Origin of the sequence: Labilibacter marinus (assembly GCF_001659685.2) — a bacterium.
GTDB lineage: Bacteria > Bacteroidota > Bacteroidia > Bacteroidales > Marinilabiliaceae > Saccharicrinis > Saccharicrinis marinus.
In genome coordinates this window covers 66,796-86,878 of the sequence record NZ_LXYE02000010.1, presented here as the reverse complement: position 1 = coordinate 86,878, position 20,083 = coordinate 66,796, and the positions used below count along the sequence as shown (strand labels likewise).

Annotated in this window: 18 protein-coding genes; 7 read left to right on the top strand and 11 right to left on the bottom strand. The window is 36.0% G+C overall.

Annotation, left to right across the window (positions count from 1 at the left end; translation table 11 throughout):
* Positions 1 to 39: 39 nt before the first annotated feature.
* Positions 40 to 723: a hypothetical protein gene (locus tag A8L32_RS04640; protein WP_143525019.1), complete on the bottom strand. Its 684-nt coding sequence runs from the start codon at positions 721 to 723 to the stop codon at positions 40 to 42.
* Between the two features lie 243 nt (positions 724 to 966).
* On the opposite strand from A8L32_RS04640, the gene gcvP reads away from it, so the two are divergent.
* Complete coding sequence (gene gcvP / locus A8L32_RS04635) at positions 967 to 3,846, top strand: aminomethyl-transferring glycine dehydrogenase (protein ID WP_066628132.1); 2,880 nt, start codon at positions 967 to 969, stop codon at positions 3,844 to 3,846.
* Between the two features lie 60 nt (positions 3,847 to 3,906).
* Here the strand turns inward: gcvP and A8L32_RS04630 are convergent, their stop codons facing one another.
* The 8 genes from A8L32_RS04630 to A8L32_RS04595 all read right to left on the bottom strand — a co-directional run bounded on the left by A8L32_RS04630 (position 3,907) and on the right by A8L32_RS04595 (position 10,431).
* A complete protein-coding gene (locus A8L32_RS04630; protein WP_066628130.1) occupies positions 3,907 to 4,653 on the bottom strand; it encodes a DUF2490 domain-containing protein in 747 nt (248 codons plus the stop codon).
* A gap of 58 nt (positions 4,654 to 4,711) precedes the next feature.
* Positions 4,712 to 5,695 carry a D-alanine--D-alanine ligase gene (locus tag A8L32_RS04625; RefSeq protein WP_066628128.1) on the bottom strand — a complete coding sequence of 328 codons (984 nt, stop codon included), beginning with the start codon at positions 5,693 to 5,695 and terminating at the stop codon, positions 4,712 to 4,714.
* A 25-nt stretch (positions 5,696 to 5,720) separates the two neighbouring features.
* A complete protein-coding gene (locus tag A8L32_RS04620) occupies positions 5,721 to 6,776 on the bottom strand; it encodes an RluA family pseudouridine synthase (RefSeq protein ID WP_066628126.1) in 1,056 nt (351 codons plus the stop codon).
* Between the two features lie 4 nt (positions 6,777 to 6,780).
* Complete coding sequence (locus A8L32_RS04615) at positions 6,781 to 7,638, bottom strand: PASTA domain-containing protein (RefSeq protein ID WP_066628123.1); 858 nt, start codon at positions 7,636 to 7,638, stop codon at positions 6,781 to 6,783.
* 155 nt (positions 7,639 to 7,793) lie between these two features.
* Positions 7,794 to 7,952 carry a 50S ribosomal protein L34 gene (gene rpmH / locus A8L32_RS04610; protein WP_044262814.1) on the bottom strand — a complete coding sequence of 53 codons (159 nt, stop codon included), beginning with the start codon at positions 7,950 to 7,952 and terminating at the stop codon, positions 7,794 to 7,796.
* Positions 7,953 to 8,105: 153 nt separating this feature from the next.
* Entirely contained in the window at positions 8,106 to 8,726 is a 621-nt protein-coding gene (gene rsmG, locus A8L32_RS04605; protein ID WP_066628120.1) for a 16S rRNA (guanine(527)-N(7))-methyltransferase RsmG, read from the bottom strand.
* Between the two features lie 32 nt (positions 8,727 to 8,758).
* Positions 8,759 to 9,370 (bottom strand): RNA polymerase sigma factor, encoded by a 612-nt coding sequence (locus A8L32_RS04600; RefSeq protein WP_066628117.1) that lies wholly within the window; start codon positions 9,368 to 9,370, stop codon positions 8,759 to 8,761.
* Entirely contained in the window at positions 9,361 to 10,431 is a 1,071-nt protein-coding gene (locus tag A8L32_RS04595) for a glycosyltransferase (RefSeq protein WP_158027200.1), read from the bottom strand. The genes A8L32_RS04600 and A8L32_RS04595 overlap by 10 nt, the downstream gene beginning before the upstream one ends.
* Positions 10,432 to 10,724: 293 nt before the next feature.
* Between A8L32_RS04595 and tgt the strand changes: the two genes are divergently transcribed.
* The 4 genes from tgt (at position 10,725) to A8L32_RS04575 (ending at position 15,100) form a co-directional block, all read left to right on the top strand.
* Positions 10,725 to 11,855, top strand: coding sequence for a tRNA guanosine(34) transglycosylase Tgt (gene tgt, locus A8L32_RS04590; RefSeq protein WP_066628110.1), 1,131 nt, complete (start codon positions 10,725 to 10,727; stop codon positions 11,853 to 11,855).
* Positions 11,856 to 11,955: 100 nt separating this feature from the next.
* Positions 11,956 to 13,047, top strand: a complete 1,092-nt coding sequence (locus tag A8L32_RS04585; RefSeq protein WP_066628107.1) for an LptF/LptG family permease — start codon at positions 11,956 to 11,958, stop codon at positions 13,045 to 13,047.
* Between the two features lie 175 nt (positions 13,048 to 13,222).
* Positions 13,223 to 14,767, top strand: coding sequence for an acyl-CoA carboxylase subunit beta (locus A8L32_RS04580; RefSeq protein WP_066628104.1), 1,545 nt, complete (start codon positions 13,223 to 13,225; stop codon positions 14,765 to 14,767).
* Positions 14,768 to 14,779: 12 nt separating this feature from the next.
* Positions 14,780 to 15,100 carry a biotin/lipoyl-containing protein gene (locus tag A8L32_RS04575; protein WP_066628101.1) on the top strand — a complete coding sequence of 107 codons (321 nt, stop codon included), beginning with the start codon at positions 14,780 to 14,782 and terminating at the stop codon, positions 15,098 to 15,100.
* Between the two features lie 51 nt (positions 15,101 to 15,151).
* On the opposite strand, the gene ispE is transcribed toward A8L32_RS04575, so the two are convergent.
* Positions 15,152 to 15,964 carry a 4-(cytidine 5'-diphospho)-2-C-methyl-D-erythritol kinase gene (ispE, locus tag A8L32_RS04570; RefSeq protein ID WP_066628093.1) on the bottom strand — a complete coding sequence of 271 codons (813 nt, stop codon included), beginning with the start codon at positions 15,962 to 15,964 and terminating at the stop codon, positions 15,152 to 15,154.
* 213 nt (positions 15,965 to 16,177) lie between these two features.
* Between ispE and dnaB the strand changes: the two genes are divergently transcribed.
* Positions 16,178 to 17,737, top strand: coding sequence for a replicative DNA helicase (gene dnaB / locus A8L32_RS04565; RefSeq protein WP_066628091.1), 1,560 nt, complete (start codon positions 16,178 to 16,180; stop codon positions 17,735 to 17,737).
* 76 nt (positions 17,738 to 17,813) lie between these two features.
* Here dnaB and A8L32_RS04560 read toward each other — a convergent pair whose 3' ends face one another.
* On the bottom strand, positions 17,814 to 18,455 hold the full coding sequence (locus A8L32_RS04560) for a protein-L-isoaspartate(D-aspartate) O-methyltransferase (protein WP_066628088.1): 642 nt from the start codon (positions 18,453 to 18,455) through the stop codon (positions 17,814 to 17,816).
* Positions 18,456 to 18,672: 217 nt separating this feature from the next.
* Between A8L32_RS04560 and A8L32_RS04555 the strand changes: the two genes are divergently transcribed.
* The gene (locus tag A8L32_RS04555; RefSeq protein WP_066628085.1) at positions 18,673 to 20,049 is read left to right on the top strand and encodes a sugar transferase; all 1,377 of its coding nucleotides are present in this window, start codon (positions 18,673 to 18,675) and stop codon (positions 20,047 to 20,049) included.
* Positions 20,050 to 20,083 lie beyond the last annotated feature (34 nt).

Sequence of the window (20,083 nt, the reverse complement as noted above, 5' to 3'; positions counted from 1 at the left end):
GGAAACTATCGAATTTAGTTTCCCTACTTTTTTACCTCGTTAATTATACCCAACTACTTTTTCTTGCTTAATCTCTTTCGAAGATACAACGTCATTATTAAAAGTTATGTCTAAGATATAGTTAGTAGAGCGTATTCTGGAACTACCTGATTCTATAACACGCCAGCTAAAAGATGACTCTAAATTATCATCGTAATCCTCTGCTAAATTTTTTCCGTTAAGGAATACTGGTATATTTTTATCTAGGGAACCAGAGGCCAATTCATTAATTTTATTCAGCACTTGAATTTTAGTTTCACCTAATTCAACCACTCCGGAACCATCCAAATATTCCGGCCATTTTTCTAAAGGAGTTGGTGCCCCGGTTAAAGGACTTATAGTATTAAGCAAGGTAATATATTTAAGCAAATCCCCTTCAAAGGAATACCAAACACTATCTACCCTACCTTCCCTGTCATCCGTTATCATAAAAGAAGAATACAGCAACACCTTGGTTGCAACATCCTTATAACTTTCACTTCCCAGGTTATCTACATGCATTTCTTTGAGTATATTTCCATTTTCATACATCAATTCAAGCACTTCATAACAGGCTTGTGCATCACTTCCTATTTTTATATTCCGATTAACATCTTGTATTTTCTTAGAAACGTTCATCTCTTGTTCTTTTTTACAGCCAAAAAACAATCCTAACGCTAAAAATAAAACTAACCATTTTCTCATAACATTCATTTAAAGGTGTAACCAAATGATGTTGCAATTAATCAAAGGTTGCGTAACTCTTATTACAATATCTAATACTATAAATATCAACATCACTCTCTGACAAAAATCATCTCCAAAACAGTATTCTATCATTTTTATAATTCACTTATCATCTTAACTTTATAGCCCTGAGTTTGTAATGAATTTAAAAAATACATAAACTCTTTTAATAAAATATTGTTAGATATTATTTTAACGAATATGGCTACAGATAAATTTGTTGCAAGGCATATAGGCCCGCGCGACTACGAGATTGAAGAAATGCTTAAAACCATTGGTTCACCATCCTTGGAAGCATTAATTGAGGAGACCGTTCCTGCTAACATCAGACTAAAAGAACCTTTGCGTTTGGCTAATGGAATTACGGAACGCCAGTATTACAGAAAAATTTTAGATATCGCTTCTAAAAACAAGGTGTACAACACCTATATTGGAATGGGATATTATGATACCATTACCCCTGCGGTTATACATAGAAATGTACTTGAAAACCCAGTTTGGTATACCTCTTACACACCTTATCAGGCTGAGATTTCGCAGGGTAGATTAGAGGCGCTGCTTAATTTTCAAACGGTAGTGGTTGAGCTAACAGGTATGGAAATTGCTAATGCCTCTTTATTAGACGAAGCTACTGCTGCTGCCGAGGCTATGGTAATGATGTTTAACTCGCGTCCTCGTGCTATGGCGAAAGCGGGTGCCAACGTTATTTTTGTAGATGAAAAAGTTTGGCCACAAACGCGAGCTGTACTTGAAACAAGAGCCACTCCTTTGGGTATTGACTTACAGTTTGGCGATTGGAAAAACTATCAGGCTAGCAATAAGGATTTTGGAATCATTGTTCAATATCCTAATTCAGATGGAGATATTCAGGATTATAAAAACTTAGTTGAAAAAGCACACGAAGCTGATTGTAAAGTAGCTGTTGCAGCTGACTTACTAAGCTTAGCTATACTAACTCCTCCTGGAGAATGGGGAGCAGATATCGTTTTCGGATCTACACAACGTTTTGGTGTGCCGATGGGCTACGGTGGACCACATGCTGCATTCTTTGCCGCAAAAGCTTCTGCCAAACGCCATTTACCAGGTAGGATTATTGGTATTACCAAAGACACCAACGGCAACAGAGCTTTAAGAATGGCTTTACAAACCCGCGAGCAGCATATAAAGCGCGAAAAAGCCACTTCAAATATTTGTACTGCCCAAGCACTATTGGCTACAATGGCAGGTTTTTATGCTGTATATCATGGACCCGAGGGCATTAAACGAATTGCCAACGAAGTACATAACATCGCTACTTTGCTGACCTCTGAAATTGAAAAATTAGGTTACAAACAACTAAACCAAAATTATTTCGATACCATTCGCTTTTCGATGGCTCCGCATGCCTCAGTTGATTTAATCAATAAATATTCGCTGGAGCTAGAAATGAACTTCCGTTACTTCGATAATGGCGATGTAGGCATAAGCATTGATGAAACCACCAACTTAGAGGATATCAATTGGATTATTGAGGTATTTGCCCGTGCATCCTGTTCTGATATTCCTAACGAGATAAAAGAGGTTCCTGAAGACTGTTCGGTTGATAAACAATATATGCGAACCAGTGAATTTCTTCAACAGGAAGTATTCAAACACTATCGCTCAGAAACAGATATGGTTCGTTATATCAAAAAGCTTGAAAGAAGAGATATTTCTTTAACCCATTCTATGATTTCATTGGGCTCGTGCACCATGAAATTGAATGCGGCTACCGAAATGCTACCTTTGAGCTGGATTGAGTTTGGAGGAATTCACCCTTTTGTACCAGGCGACCAAGCAGCTGGATACCATTTCCTTTTTGCTGAGTTAAAAAGAGATTTATCCGAAATTACAGGCTTTGCTGATGTCAGCCTTCAGCCCAACTCTGGAGCTGCAGGAGAATATGCTGGACTAATGGTCATTAGTGCATATCATGCCAGTAGAGGCGAAGAGCAACGTAATGTAGCTATCATTCCTTCTTCTGCTCATGGTACAAACCCTGCCAGCGCTGTAATGGCAGGCATGCAAGTGGTAGTTGTTAAGTGTGATGACAGAGGTAACATTGACGTTGAAGATTTAAAAGAAAAAGCAGAAAAATTTAAGGATACGTTGTCTTGTTTGATGATTACATATCCATCCACACATGGTGTTTTTGAAGCTTCTGTGGTTGAAATATGTGATATCATTCACCAAAATGGTGGACAAGTATATATGGATGGAGCTAACATGAATGCTCAGGTAGGCTTAACTAATCCTGGTTTAATTGGTGCTGATGTTTGCCACCTCAATCTACATAAAACTTTTGCTATTCCTCACGGCGGTGGAGGTCCTGGTGTTGGGCCCATTGGAGTGGCTCAACATTTAGTAGAGTTTTTACCTACTCACCCTGTTGTTCAAACAGGTAGAAAAGGTATTAGTGCTGTTGCTGCAGCTCCTTGGGGAAGTGCCAGTGTTTTACCTATCACATATGGTTATATAAAAATGCTAGGTCGAGATGGTTTAACTCAATCTACAGAAATAGCTATTTTAAATGCCAACTATTTAGCTCATCAATTAAAAGATGATTATGGCATTTTATATACTGGAGAAAATGGCAGAGTAGCGCACGAAATGATTTTAGAATGTCGTCATTTTAAAACCAGTGCAGGCATTACGGAACTGGATATTGCCAAAAGATTGATGGATTATGGTTTCCATGCTCCTACCCTTTCGTTCCCTGTGCACGGTACGCTAATGATAGAGCCAACAGAAAGTGAATCATTGCAAGAGCTGGACCGATTTATTGAGGCACTTAAAGGTATTTATGCCGAAATTAAGGAAGTAGAGTCTGGCGAGGCAGATAAAGAAGATAATGTATTAAAGAATGCACCTCACCCAGATTACAAGGTGGTTGCTGATGAATGGACACATCCCTATGGTCGCGAAAAAGCTGCTTTCCCATTATCCTGGATTAGAGAAAACAAATTTTGGCTTTCCGTTTCCAGAGTAGATGATGCTTTTGGTGATAGAAATCTTATTTGCGCGTGCGGTTCTCCTGAAGAATATGAACTAATAGGCAAGTAAACTACTTATAAATAAAATGCCACTTCAATCATTTGGAGTGGCATTTTTATTTTATTCATATTAGGTTGGCGAAACGACCTTCTTCTTTTTCTTCTGCCAAAACACCCTTCGCTTTAAATAAAAGTTATAGATGGTGAGATCGGAATATTCGTGAAAACTCGCATTACTGTATGTTCTTTGATAGTATACCATTCCTTCAATAGACATTTTACTATTAAACTGATAACCAAGCCCAAGCCCATATCTACCTCGTTGAAACAAATGTTTATCCTCTTCAATAAGCCTTCCTATAAAATTAAAAGACAACTCACAAGAAGCTTTCCAATACAAGGTATTTGGCTCTATTCTTTTTTTAAAGTCAATTGCTCTTTGTGTACTAACGGCATACCTTAGGCGAGTTGCAAAGTCTGTTTTATCATTATAACTATGTGTATAAAACTGCTCCTCCATTCTAAAGCGGTGCTTAATCGTCATGTTTTCAAAACGAGGGTAGGCAACATGAAGGGACTGATGTGGTCTAAATTCATTTTCAACACCATTTTCATACCTATCAACACGATTATACATAAACCCTGCATCTAAAACAAGGGTCCCATTTAATCGGTATTTAGTCACATTTCTTATTCCCCAACGCGTATAGTTTGCATTGGTTAATCCTTTATAATATCCTCCATCAAATGTAGTTGACCAGTCGGCATCCAGACTAATCTGCTGCAAATACAAGGTTCTAAGTTCTTGCTTTTGCGCTTTAACTGAGAAATGAAAAAGAGATAAGAATAATACGAATATTATCTTTCTATCTAACATCTTTTCAAACTTATAGTATTCCACTCTTTACTTTACCAATATCAAAAGGCAAAATAAGCTATTTTCTAGCTATCGAATCTTCAATAATTTCTGTAAACACCTCTTTAATATCCAAGCCTGCCGCTTCAATTTGCTGAGGAATAAAACTAGTCGCCGTCATTCCAGGCGTAGTATTTACCTCTAATAAAAATATGTTATTACCACTAAATATATAATCCACACGTACAATTCCTTTACAACCTAGGATATCATATATCAAGGAGGTGATCTGCTGAATTCTTATGCTCGTCTCCTTTGGCAAACGAGCTGGCGTTATTTCCTGCACTTTTTCCGCCGTATATTTAGCTTCAAAATCAAAAAACTCATTGGCAGGAATAACTTCAGTAATTGGAAAAACAGTTTCCTTATGAGGTATTTTATACAAACCGCATGTAAACTCATTTCCATCGATAAATTGTTCGATAATTACCTCATCACTTTCTTCAAAAGCTTTTAGAATAGCAGGCGTAATTTCAGCAATCTTTTTTACTTTAGTAATTCCAAAGCTAGAACCTCCTGCATTGGGTTTTATAAAACACGGAAGCCCTAATGTATCTACAATGTTATCTACACTAAATTCTGTTCCTTTTCTTATCAATAAAGAGTCCGCTACCGATACTCCAAAGCCCTTAAGGTAAGTATTACAAACAAACTTATTAAAGGTTAAAGATGCAGGCAACACGCCACAAGTAGAGTAAGGCAATCCAATAATATCAAAATACCCTTGTAGCTTTCCATCTTCGCCAGGCGTACCATGAATAGTTACATAAGCACAATCAAACTGTACTTTTTGATTTCCCTGTAAAAAAGAAAAATCATCTTTATTGATGGCTATCTCATCTCCATCGACCTCAGCAACCCATTTTTCGAGTGTAATTAAAACGGGTATTATATTATATATGGAATCATCAATAAAAGACGATACGCCTTGTGCACTTTTTCGCGACACTACTATTTCTGAAGAATCACCGCCATACACAACGGCTATATTTTTTTTATCCATGATAGGTTTAAGTTTATTTTATTAATTATTCATCACGACTAGCAATATATCCTTTCCACTTCTCAATTGTATCCGTCATATCCTTTGGTAATTCAGTGGTAAAACTCATCTTTTCACCTGTATGTGGATGAATAAAACCCAATGATTTAGCATGAAGAGCCTGTCGAGGTAGCATTTTAAAGCAATTTTGAACAAATTGCTTATATTTTGTAAAGGTGGTTCCTTTTAATATTTCGTTACCTCCATAACGCGCATCGTTAAAAAGAGTATGACCAATATACTTCATATGAGCACGTATCTGATGGGTTCTACCTGTTTCTAATACGCATTGCACCATAGTTACATAACCTAAACGCTCTATCACTTTATAATGAGTAACTGCATGCTTACCAAACTCTCCATCTGGAAAAACAGACATTTGCAATCTATTTTTTAAGCTTCTTCCAATATGGCCAGTAACGGTTCCTTCATCCTCTTGTACATCACCCCAAACCAAAGCTATATACTTACGCTCTGTTGTTTTATCAAAGAATTGTCGAGCCAAATGACTCTTAGCTTGTTCTGTTTTAGCAACAACCAACAAACCTGAGGTATCCTTATCTATACGATGTACCAATCCTGGTCTGGGATCTTCTGCATTAAAAAGAGGCAAACCCTTTAAGTGGTGAGCTAAAGCATTTACAAGTGTACCAGAATAATTACCATGTCCAGGATGAACCACCATACCAGGATCTTTATTGATCACCAATAAATAATCATCCTCATAATGTATATTTATCGGAATATCTTCTGGAATAATTTCAATTTCCCTACGTGGATATTCCATCACAATAGTAATGGTTTCGTTGGCTTTTATTTTGTAGTTAGCTTTTACAGCAACGCCATCAACCAGTATATTTCCTGCACTAGCAGCTTCTTGAATTTTATTTCGAGAAGCGTTCTCCATCCTATTGACCAAAAACTTATCAATTCTTAGTTGTTTTTGCCCAGCATCTGTTACAAACCGGAAATGTTCATACATCTCATTTTGCTCTTCTTCTAAACCCTCAACTTCTTCTCTTAAATCCTTCTCCTCGCTCATTTAATTAATTTATTTCTACATCAATTGGATTAATATTCAACGAGTCAACACCTAAAGAATCAACCGCTATGGTATCTGGTAATATTTTTGCGGAATCGATGGTTAACCAAACATCTAATGAAGATCCTAAACGTAATCTTTTTCCACTTTCAATTTCGGGTAATTGCTTCCATATAAAGGCTCTTAAACTATCCTCTCCTGTTGGAATACTATCATCATAAATAATGGCATCCACGTTTAAAGAATTTGATAATAAATAAGATCGCGCTTCTTCTAAAGTCATTCCGAACAAATCAGGTACATCTGTCTTTTTATTGCTCAATCCTTTTCCTACCAATAAATCAATGGTTGAACCTTTTGAAATAAGCGTACCTGGTTCTATCGGTTTGCCATCATATTGTTGACCTAATACTAACTGAGTATATTCCGATGGTATATAAATCAACTTTCCTAGGCGAACTCCATACGATTCTAGGGTTACCTGAGCATTACGTAAAGAGAAATCAACCAACTGAGGCATCGGAATTTGTTCTGCAGAATATGCATTTATAGTAAAAAAAATCGTTCTATTTTCCTTTACTCTGCTGCCAGGCTTAGGCGTTTGTTCAACTACAATACCGGGCGTTAAATCGTCAATATGAACCGAATCAATAATTTTATAACGAAGTTTCTTCTGTTGAACCAAATCAATAAACTGAGTTTCGGTTAAACCAGAAAAATCAGGCGTTGCATAGTTTTCGCCGTGGTGCGTGTAAATATTAAGCGATACAAAAGTGGCTATTAAAACCAACGCTATCACACCCAAGGCAGAAGCAATATGTATGAGGAATTTTTTACTTATTAAAAACTTTAGAACAGACATATGTGTGTGTTTTATCAAGATTCGCTCAAAAATAATACAAAATAGTTAATAAACGCATCTATTTTATAGCATTAGCCATTCAATAATTCCAGAAAAAAGTGCAAAAAAAAAGGATTCCCAAAAGAATCCTTTTTAATATTCGTTTAAGCATTTAATTATGCTTTATGTCTTTTTTCGCTTGAAACGCTTAGTTTCTTTCTACCTTTAGCTCTTCTTGAAGCTAAAACCTTACGCCCGTTAGCACTAGCCATTCTAGCTCTAAATCCGTGCTTATTTCTTCTTTTTCTGTTCGAAGGTTGAAATGTCCTTTTCATCGTATTATGTTTTTATATCTTTCGACAGTACGTTTGTTTCTATTTTCGGACTGCAAAAATACATCTTTATTTTCTTCTTCCAAAAAAAATAAAAGAATTATTTAAACTTTTGCTTCTTTTTGTTTCACAGATTAATAGAACCCACTGTGAATACTAGAAAGTAAGATGGATTAATTTCTTGGTTTCAAAAAAATCTTCTTCGTAATAATCGGGTAAATCTACTAAACTTAGTCTTTTTGCAAAGGGTTTAATCTCTTCTTCAAAATCTCCACCCTTTAAATACAGAATACCATTACTAATGGCATTCTTATCTTTATTGCTGATTAAATGCTTTGTTAAGGATACAAACCTTGGAAATGCTGTAACAGCTCTACTAACTACAAAATCGTATTTTGCTTTTACGTTTTCAGACCTTACCTGCTCTGCTTTTACGTTTTTTAAGCCTAAAGCATCAGCCACACCTTGCACTACCTTAATCTTCTTTCCAATAGAATCTACCAAATGAAATTCGCAATCAGGAAAACATATAGCCAAAGGAATACCAGGAAAACCTCCTCCTGTACCTACATCAATGATCTTGGTTCCTGGCGCAAATGAAGTATACTTTGTAATTGCTAAAGAGTGCAGTACATGACGAATATTTAATTCATCAATATCTTTACGAGAGATTACATTAATCTTTTCATTCCATTCTGGGTATAACTTCTCTAACTTATCGAACAGCGCAAACTGTTCCTCGGGCATACTGGGAAAGTATTTTTTAATCAAATCCATTTTCTAATCCGTCTTCAGCTAATATCTTTCGCCTATCTTAATTTTATATCTGTATTTTTTAACGTGTTGAACAGCAACTCACGCGCTCTAAACAATTGGGCTTTTACCGTTCCCAAAGGCAAGTCTAACTCCTGAGCAATTTCTTCATACGAAAACTCATTAAAATAACGTAGTTCAATAAGTGTGCGATACCTAGGCTTTAATTTTTTAACTACCGTACGCATCAATACCGCTTTTTGCTGTTTAATCAAATGCTCCTCTGGATCTGGAGTGTCATCCTTTAGATGAATCGGAGAATCATGTTCTTTTTCTTCACTTAAATGCGTACCGTCTATAGAAACAATATTATTTCTTTTTTTACGCAGATAATCGATACAGTTATTTGATGCTATCTTAAAAAGCCAAGTACTAAATGCATAATTAGGAGAGTACTGGTGGATGTTTTTAAAAGCTTTACCGAAAGCTTCAATGGTTAAATCTTCTGCATCACTTTTGTTATTAACCATTTTCAATAACATAAAGTAAATAGCATCACGGTATCTACCCATTAACTCGGCAAATGATTTTTGATCTCCTTGTACAGCTAATTGAACGAGTGCAAAATCGTGTTTAGCCTTGTCTGATAAGTTTGGATTTATGTCCATTTATTTTTTTTTGCTTGTCTTTTAGCGCCTAAAAGCAACATTCCTGTTACCAATGGCTGCATGAAATCTAGTAAAACGCCACCCCAAAGTAAATCAGTCTGCTTAAACTGCTTGGCTATTTTCCTTTGAACTAACAATTGAGTAACCAATTTAATAAATATAATTGCAATTAAAGCTATCGCAAAAGTAGAAAAAAAAACAGATATTAAAGATATGCCCCAAAATAATTGTCGAGATAAGACTTCAATACCAATAAGTAGTTTTATTTTCCATTTATAATGTGGTGATGTTGTTAAATGTCTGCTTTTTTGCCTTCGCCACTCCTTCATATTCTTAGCAGCTGTCGACAAGGTAAAACTATCTGCATTAGCCACAACGGCAATATTATCTTTAGTGGCTACGTCTCTTATAAAAAGATCATCATCTCCTGATAAAATATGCTGATGCTTTTTAAAACCCTGATTCTTTTCAAACAAAGATTTTTTGTAGGCCATATTTCTCCCTACGCCCATATATGGCAAACCTTTTAGTGCAAAAGACAAATATTGAATAGCAATATGAAAAGTATCATATCGATGCCAAAAATTAGCAAATCCTTTGCCTTTCGCATAAGGCCCATACCCCAACACAATATCTTTACCCGAAGAAAAACCTTCAGCCATATTTTTAATCCAATATTTAGTGGCTGGTTTGCAATCGGCATCCGTAAATAACAAATGTTCATTCTTAGCCGCTTTTACACCCAGGGTAACAGCTAATTTTTTACCATGCCTAAACTGTTTATCATACGGAATATTGGTATAATATAAATGTGCATATTCTTCCCTTAATTGAGCCAACACCAATTCCGAGTCATCCTCCGAAGCATCATTAACTACAATTACTTCAAACGAAGCCGGATAATCTTGTTCCAATACTTCAGGTAAAAACTGCTTTAGATTTTGCGACTCATTTTTTGCACAGATGATAACAGAAATAGGTGGATACGAAAAATTAGAATCTTTTTTCTGTCGTGATAAAAACAAACCTAGCCAATTATAGAAGAATAAATAGTAAAACAATTGAATTACTAATAAACTTATGAGGCCTATAAATATATATAGCCATAATCCGCTTAATGGTATAAGATTTGCTAACTCCACCTTTCAAATATGATTAAATTTTAAGTTTTCGCCAAGCACAAAGCACAATAATAATTTATGAGATAAGGAATCTTTAACGAAGCTACATGCATATCACTTGCTGTTTTTATAATTTCAATTTGAATAGAAGCAAGTTAAGATGTTTTTTTATAATAGAGAACAAGTGAAGTATATAATGTATTTTTATATTTGCAGCCCCAAAAGTTGATGGAATGGATTTTGAATTACAAATAACAGACCCCAAGAGTAGAGCGAGAACAGGTAAGATAACTACCGATCATGGCGAAATTGAAACGCCCATTTTCATGCCTGTTGGTACAGTAGGCAGCGTAAAAGGTGTGCATTTTAATGATTTAAAAAATGATATTGAGGCTCAAATAATATTAGGCAATACCTATCATTTATATTTACGCCCAGGTCTTGATATTATTGAGAAGGCGGGTGGTTTGCATAAGTTTAATGGATGGGACAGGCCTATATTAACCGATAGTGGTGGATATCAGGTTTTTTCTTTAAGTAATAACCGCAAACTGAAAGAAGAAGGCGCCATATTTAGATCGCATATTGATGGATCTAAACACCTTTTTACGCCGGAAAATGTGGTAGATACCCAAAGAATCATTGGAGCAGATATTATTATGGCATTTGATGAGTGCGCTCCTGGTGATGCCGACCACAAATACGCTAAAAACTCTATGGAGCTTACCCATCGTTGGCTACAAAGAGGCATTACAAGGTTTGATGCTACGGAAGCTAAGTATGGTCACAGCCAAACTTTTTTTCCTATTGTACAAGGAGCAGGTTTTCGTGATTTAAGAAAACAGTCGGCAGAATACATTGCCTCTTTCGAAAGAGAAGGAAATGCTATTGGAGGCTTATCAGTTGGAGAACCTGCAGAGGTTATGTATGAAATGACAGAAGTAGTAACAGGTATACTTCCAGAAGATAAACCTCGATATTTGATGGGCGTTGGTACACCTGTAAATATTTTGGAATCAATTGCGCTAGGTGTTGATATGTTTGATTGCGTTATGCCTACCCGAAACGGAAGAAATGGTATGTTATTTACTTCCAGAGGCATTATGAACATGAAGAACGAAAAATGGAAAGACGATTTTTCACCTGTTGATCCTGAAGGAACTTCTTTTGTAGATCATCATTATACCAAAGCTTATTTGCGACATTTATTCGTATCAAAAGAATTATTGGCAGCACAAATTGGAAGCTTGCACAACTTGGCCTTTTATTTGTGGTTGGTGAAGGAAGCACGCAAACATATTCAGGCTGGAGATTTTAGCGAATGGAAAGACAGAATGGTAAAACAAATGTCTGTTAGATTATAAAACAGACCCCTTTAGTTACGAGTTGTAAAAATCAGCAGGACAATAGTTTTGCTCGTTAATTTTTTGTTTTTTTGTAAACAATTAAAGCATACCACTTTTTATGAAAGGAGCGTTACAAAAGCTTGATCGGTACATCATTAAGAAATTCTTAGGCACTTACTTTTTTGCTATTCTATTGATCATTAGTATAGCAGTAGTTTTTGACATTACTGAGAAAATTGACAATTTCTTAGATAAGGAAGCACCCTTAAAGGCTATTGTTTTTGATTACTATCTGAATTTCATCCCATATTTTGCTAATTTATTTACACCGTTATTCGTATTTATTGCAGTAATCTTCTTTACCTCAAAAATGGCGTATGATACCGAAATCATTGCCATATTATCTGGAGGAGTAAGTTTTAGAAGGTTGATGTTTCCTTATTTTGTAGGGGCATTCATTGTGGGTACATTCTCATTTATATTAGGAGCATACATCATTCCGCCAGCCAACAAAACAAGGCTAGAGTTTGAGATGACCTATGTAAAAAAGAAAATTGATAGAGGTTTAACCGATATTCATTTGCAGCTAGAGCCTGGATTATTTGTTTACATGGGGCGCTTTTACGCATACAGTAACAAAGGAACTTATTTTAGTGCTGAACGCTTTGAAGGAAAAAAATTAGTTTCTAAACTATCTTGTAAAAGTATTAAATACAATAAGGACAAAGATAACTGGACACTAACAGATTATATACAACGGGATTTTATTGATGAATATAATATTGAGATTCATCAAGGAAATAAAATTGACTCCGTTTTTAATATAACACCAGCCGATTTTAAATCGGAGCACAACTGGTACGAAACCATGACCAACAGGGAGCTTTCTAGATATATTGGAGAGCAAAAGCAAAAAGGAGTAGGCTCTATTAAACCATTTATAATTGAATACTACTCGCGTTTTGCTAATTCATTCTCAGCATTTATCCTTACCTTGATAGGTGTTTCGTTGGCCTCAAGGAAAGTAAGAGGTGGTATTGGTTTGCATATTGGAATTGGCCTTGGATTAAGCTTTGGATACATATTGTTTATGACTGTATCTAAAACTTTTGCTATTAACGGTAATTTAAACCCACTTATTGCGGTTTGGTTACCCAACCTCGTATTTGCCCTCATAGGTATTTACCTTTATAACAGAGCACCTAAATAACAAAATCTTTAACCATTCTTTATCGAATATCTTATCATATTAGTCTTATTTTTTATGAATTGTATTCGATGTTTTTGTATCAAAATATTTTTTGTAATTATGTACCCTGAAATTGCAAACAATTTCTTAATCATAAGTTATTGATTTGTATTAGGTTAATTAAAATTGTTTAACTATGTCATTGAAAAAACACATCCTTGATCTTCGTAAAAGAAAAGAAAAGGTTGAAATGGGAGGTGGTGAAAAAGCCATCGAGAAACAAGTGGCCATGGGTAAAATGACTGCCCGTGAGCGTGTTCTTGCCATTCTTGATCAAGATTCTTTTACAGAGTACGATCTTTTTGTTGAGCATACTGCGAAAGATTTCGGTATGGACAAAAAGCAGCTTCATGGTGATGGTGTGATTATTGGTACTGGTACTGTTTATGGTGCACCTATCGCTATTTTTGCACAAGACTTTACCGTAGCCGGTGGTTCTCTAGGGTTAATGCATGCCCGCAAGATTACTAAAATCATGGATCACGCGTTAAAAATGCGTGTGCCATTAATTGGAATTAATGATTCGGGTGGTGCTCGTATCCAAGAAGGAGTTAACTCTCTTGCTGGTTATGGAGAAATCTTCTATAGAAACACTATTGCTTCTGGAGTAATTCCTCAAATCTCAGTTATCTTAGGCCCTTGTGCTGGTGGTGCTGTATATTCTCCTGCTTTAACAGACTTTGTATTTGTGGTAGACCAAATCTCTAAGATGTTTATCACCGGTCCTGGTGTAATTAAAACAGTACTTGGAGAAGAGATTTCGATGGAAGAGCTAGGTGGAGCACGTGTACACGCTGAAACTACAGGTAACGCACACTTCTTTGCCGAAAGCGAGCAAGAATGTTTCGATCAAATTAAGAAGCTTATCACTTTTATCCCTTGGAATAACACTCAAAAAGCTAAAGAATTCCCTCCAAAAGAACCTTTATTCAAAGGTAACATTGAGGACTTAATTCCTGCAGACCCACGTAATCCTTATGATGTACGTGATGTAATTAAAGGAATTGTTGATGATGGAGACTTCTTTGAGATCCAAGAGTTATTTGCTGCTAACATCGTTATTGGTTTTGGTCGTTTAAAAGGTCAAACTATTGGTTTTGTAGCTAACCAACCACTTGTATTAGCAGGTGTACTTGATTGTGATAGTTCTGATAAAGCAGCACGTTTTATCCGTTACTGTGATTCTTTCAACATTCCAATTGTAACACTTGAGGATATGCCTGGTTACCTTCCTGGAGCCGACCAAGAGCATGCTGGAGTTATTCGTCACGGAGCTAAAGTGCTTTATGCTTATTCAGAAGCTACTGTACCTAAAATTACAGTAATCTTGCGTAAAGCTTATGGTGGTGGTTATATCGCTATGAACTCTCGCCACTTAGGTGCTGACTTTATGTTTGCATGGCCAACAGCTGAAATTGCTGTAATGGGACCAGAAGGTGCAGCTAATATCATCTTTAAGAAAGAGATTGATAATGCTGAGAACCCTGAAGAGATGCGTCAGTTAAAAGTTCAAGAATACAAAGAGAAGTTTGCTAACCCTTATGTAGCTGCGGCTAAAGGTTACATCGACTCTGTTATTGAGCCAAATGAAACGCGTAATATTTTATTACATGCATTAGAGGTTTCTGAATATAAAGATGTTCAGCATCCTGAGAAAAAACACGGTATTCCTCCATTTTAAAAACAACTAATTATGAGTAATAAAGATGAATTAGTTGGCTTTAAGGTACATACCATGGAGTACCAAACGAAAGTAAACAAAATGTTTGCTAACAGAAAGCCTTGGAAAGCTGCAGATCCATGCGAAATTCGCTCTTACATTCCAGGAACGGTTTTGAAAATAAACGTTAAAGTTGGAGATACTGTAAAAGCAGGAGAATCGTTATTGGTGCTTGAAGCCATGAAGATGCAAAACCAAATTGAAATGCCATTTGATGGCAAAGTAAAAGAGATTTGCGTTACCGAAGGTGACAGAATTCCGAAAAGAGAGTTAATGATTATTCTTGAAGATTAACCATTAACTAGTACAATACAACAGCTCCATTTAATTATGGGGCTGTTTTTTTTATATCTGTTCCTGCCAAATAAAGCAGTCATCAAAAGTCAGTTTAGCTTCTTCTTTAAATAAACCGAACACAGCAGCTCCGCTCCCCGTCATTGAAGCATAAACAGCTCCCTCATTATACATCTGTTCCTTGATATTTTTAATCACTGGATGATTCGGAAACACAGAATCTTCGAAGTCGTTATGAATTGTATTTTTCCATTGTTGTATCGGCATTTTTAATTGTTCCGAGAAATTAAGCTCTGGCAATTTAGGTACAATACCTTGGTAAGCTTCTGGTGTTGAAACATGAACATTCGGCTTTACCAACAAGATATGATATCCTTTTAAGGTAATATCATTCGAGTCAAGGATATCTCCAATTCCTTTTGCAGTGTGCGCCGTATTATGAATAAAAAAAGCACAATCGGCTCCTAATTGTGAAGCATATTTAATTAACTGAGCTGTGTTAATCCCTAAATCAAACATGTCATTTAAAGTTACTAGGGTAAAAGCCGCATCAGCCGAACCCCCTCCCAAACCTGCTCCAAAAGGAATCACCTTATGCAAATGCATCTTTACAGGTGGAATTTCAAAATCTTGCTTTAACAACATCATTGCTTTTACACAAAGGTTATCCTCTGGCTTTGCATCTATCTCAATTCCACTATTACTCCAAACAAAAGGCTCATCACTATCCTTATTTTCTATAATTTCCAAAGCATCTTTCAATTGGATAGGATAAAAGAGAGTTTCAATATTATGGTAACCATCTGGTCGTTTCTCGGTTACATATAAACCAATATTTATTTTGGCATTAGGAAAACAAATCATAGTAATATTATTGAAAATTGATGCGCAAATTTAAGAAAACTTAAAAGCTATCAATCGAAATTTAACAATAAAAATACATACAATTATTTCATACGCTATACCGCTTACATACACGAGTTTAGAACTTAGCCATAAAACTATTTGACGAGTACTATTGATGACTAAAAATTGTTGATTAACTTTGATCCCCGCTTTGAAAAAAAGAAGAATATTATGGCAGAAAAGAGAAATTATCCGAATAAAAAAACTTCCACTAATGTAGATGTTGAAGTTGGCAAAATGCCACCACAAGCTTTAGAAATTGAGGAGGCTGTTCTGGGTGCATTAATGTTGGAAAAAGATGCTTTTACTGCTGTTGGTGAAATTTTAAAACCAGAGTGTTTTTATAAAGATACACATCAAAAAATATATAGCGCCATACAAACTTTAAACTCCAGAGATTTACCAGTGGATATGCTTACCGTTACGCAAGAACTTCGTAACACTGGTATTTTGGAAGAAATTGGAGGCGCATTTTTTATTACTCAACTAACTGGTAGAGTAGCGTCTGCTGCTCACATCGAATACCATGCTCGTATTATTTGGCAAAAGTATTTGCAGCGTGAAGTGATTAGAATTAGTTCTGAAATTCAGACCAAAGCATACGACGAAGGTTATGATGTAGATGATTTATTAGATGAATCAGAAAGTTCGTTTTTTAAACTAAGTCAGGGTAACATGAAAAAAGGGGTTACGCAAATTAACCCAGTTATTGACGAAGCTATTGAGATGATTAAGGAAGCTTCTCAACGTGAAGATGGTTTAAGTGGTGTACCTTCTGGATTTCATGACTTAGATAAAATGACTTCTGGTTGGCAAAAAACCGATATGGTTGTAATTGCTGCTCGTCCTGCGATGGGAAAAACAGCCTTTGTATTATCCATGGCACGTAACATGGCTCTGCAGTTTAATCAAGCAGTTGCTGTATTCTCTCTAGAGATGGGTAACGTACAGTTGGTAAATCGTTTAATCGTATCAGAAACAGAACTTCCTGCCGAAAAGATTAAAAAAGGAAATTTGGTCAGCTACGAGTGGGAACAGTTAGACCATAAAATTCAGAACCTAATTGATGCGCCTATCTATGTAGATGATACTCCTGGACTTTCGGTTTTTGAGTTGAGAGCTAAGAGTAGAAAGCTAAAGAAAGAACATGATATACAAATTATTATCATTGACTACCTACAGTTAATGAATGCGAATGGAATGAATCCAGGCTCTCGTCAAGAAGAGGTAAGTTTAATATCCCGTAACTTAAAAGGACTAGCAAAAGAATTAAACATACCTATCATTGCACTTTCGCAGCTTAATCGTGGTGTTGAGGGGCGCGCTGGAGCAGAAGGAAAAAGACCACAGTTATCCGACCTTAGAGAATCCGGTGCAATTGAGCAGGATGCCGATATGGTTTGCTTTATTCACCGACCAGAGTATTACGGAATTACAGAAGATGAGCAAGGCAACAGCTTAATTGGTATGGGCCAAATTATTATTGCTAAACACCGTAATGGTGCAACAGGAGATGTTAACCTACGATTCCGTGGAGAGCTGGCTCGATTTGAAAATCCAGAAACTGGTGTATTTGGTGATGATTTAGGTATGGATAGTGGCGGACAATCAGTAACCTACGGCTCAAAAATGAATGAAGGTGAGGCAAATGGAAATCAAGCACCAGCTGGAAACAATTTCGGTTTACCTGATTTCCCCGATAGTCCACACGATAAAGACATGCCATTTTAGAATAGTTATTGGTCATTAGTTATTATTTGTAAATCTCACATGTTACAAATAATAACTAATGCCTATTTTAAATTAACTACTTTACTACTCCCTTAAGCATTGGCACGAATGCAAAGTTCCCGAATTCTTCCTGACTAAATTCGGTTTCAGATTCTCGTGTGATACGAGTCATTATTTGAAAATCATCTCCCCCTACGGGAATAACTAATCTACCACCAATAGCTAATTGAGTTAACAAATCTTCTGGAATTTGAGGAGCACCTGCCGTTACTACAATACTATTAAATGGTTCAAATTGAGGCAAGCCTTTATACCCATCTCCTAAAAAGAAACGAAGCTTATACCCCATTCTAGGTAATAACTTGCTACTCTTCAAGTGCAATTCTTTCTGACGCTCAATGGAGTACACCTTTGCTCCCATTTCGCAAAGTACTGCTGCCTGATAACCAGAACCTGTGCCAACTTCTAACACCTTATGTCCTGGTTTTATCTCTAACAACTCTGATTGAAACGCCACCGTATAAGGTTGAGAGATAGTTTGTCCTGCTCCAATAGGAAACGCCTTATCTTGATAGGCAAACTGAATAAAACTACTTTCGAAAAACATGTGACGAGGTACATTGGCTATTGCGCTTAATACATTTTCATCATTAATTCCCTTTTGAATAACTTCTTGAACCAATCGGTTTCTTAATCCTTTATGCCTGTATGAATCCATCCCTAATCTTTATGCGGTTAAAAATAGTGCATCCATTATTGCTACGGTAATAAAACGACACGTTTTTATCCATCTTTTTTCAAACGCCAGATACTTAATTAATAATTTTAACGTTATATTAGCTAATAGGAGGATTGGTATAAGAATGACTAGCACAGTGCCGTTGCATACTACATTTAAAAGAATCAATAATTTTAAAGTAAGCATCTACCATTTAATGGCTGATATACTTGCTTTAGGCGTAGGGCACATTATGTTTATCTCTAAATACCGGCTTCCTTACCAGGAGATCTTCACTTCATTCTTTCCTAGTCGTTTTGAAAACTACAGTACCATATTGGGAATTGTAAGTCTAATAGTGGCTTGGTTATTTGCATTTTATATTTCAGGTCATTACAGCAATACAGCTCGAAAATCAGGCTTACAAATTATAGGGCCTACTTTAACCACTTCATTTGTAATGTCAGTTATATTGTTTTTTCTATTAGCCTCACATTCACCCATTAATATACAAAATGACCTTTTAAACTTATCCTTAAGGTACCTTGCAATCATGTTTTCATTATCGTTTATATTAAGAATGATAATAATCTCGCGTCTTCATTATTTAATCAAAGTTGGAAAACGAGGGTATAAAAGTGTTCTTATTGGAACTAATAATAAAGCACTTGAAATAATGAAGGAGTTCAACAGCGAGGAAAGGTTAAAAAGCTTATACATTGGTTACATCGAAGAAAAGGACCCCATAAACGACCTCAGAACATACTTGCCTTGCATCGGAAACACTACTGATATAGATCATATAGTTCGTAAAGAAGAGGTGGATGAAGCTTTGGTTTGCATGGATCAGAATAATCAATCTGAAATAAGCTTAGTTGTTAACGCATTAAGGCTAAAAGAAATTGTCATTCGCCTAACCACAGGAATTATTGAGTTAATTGAAGGAACCGTTAAAACTCAAAATTTAAAAAGCCAACCTTTCATTACCATTGGGCTTAATAAACCACCTATCTGGCAACAATTATTTAAAAGATCATTTGACTTTTCGCTAGCGAGTTTTGCTCTTATTTTATCAGCTCCTCTATACATCCCTTTAGCTATAGCGGTTAAAATTGGTTCAGACGGACCAATACTCTATAAACAACAACGTATTGGCAAAGGCAAAAAGCCATTTATGATTTTAAAATTAAGATCGATGTATGTTGATGCGGAGAAAAATGGGCCTGCTTTATCATCCGCCAATGATGTTAGGATTACTCCCATTGGTCGCTTTATGAGAAAATGGCGTCTGGATGAAATACCACAACTCATCAATGTTATTTCGGGTGATATGTCCTTTGTGGGACCTCGACCAGAAAGACAGTTTTTCATTGACCAAATACTTCCTAAAGCACCACATTACAATCATTTATTTATCGTTCGCCCAGGCATTACCTCATGGGGAATGGTAAAATTTGGCTATGCTGAAAATATTGATCAGATGATTGAGCGCCTACAATACGATATCCTATACCTAGAAAACAGAACTTTAGTTGTAGATTTTAAGATTCTATTATTAACACTTAGAACCCTATTTTTAGGCGAAGGCAAATAAAAAAGCTCGAGATTCCGAAGTACCCCGAGCTTTC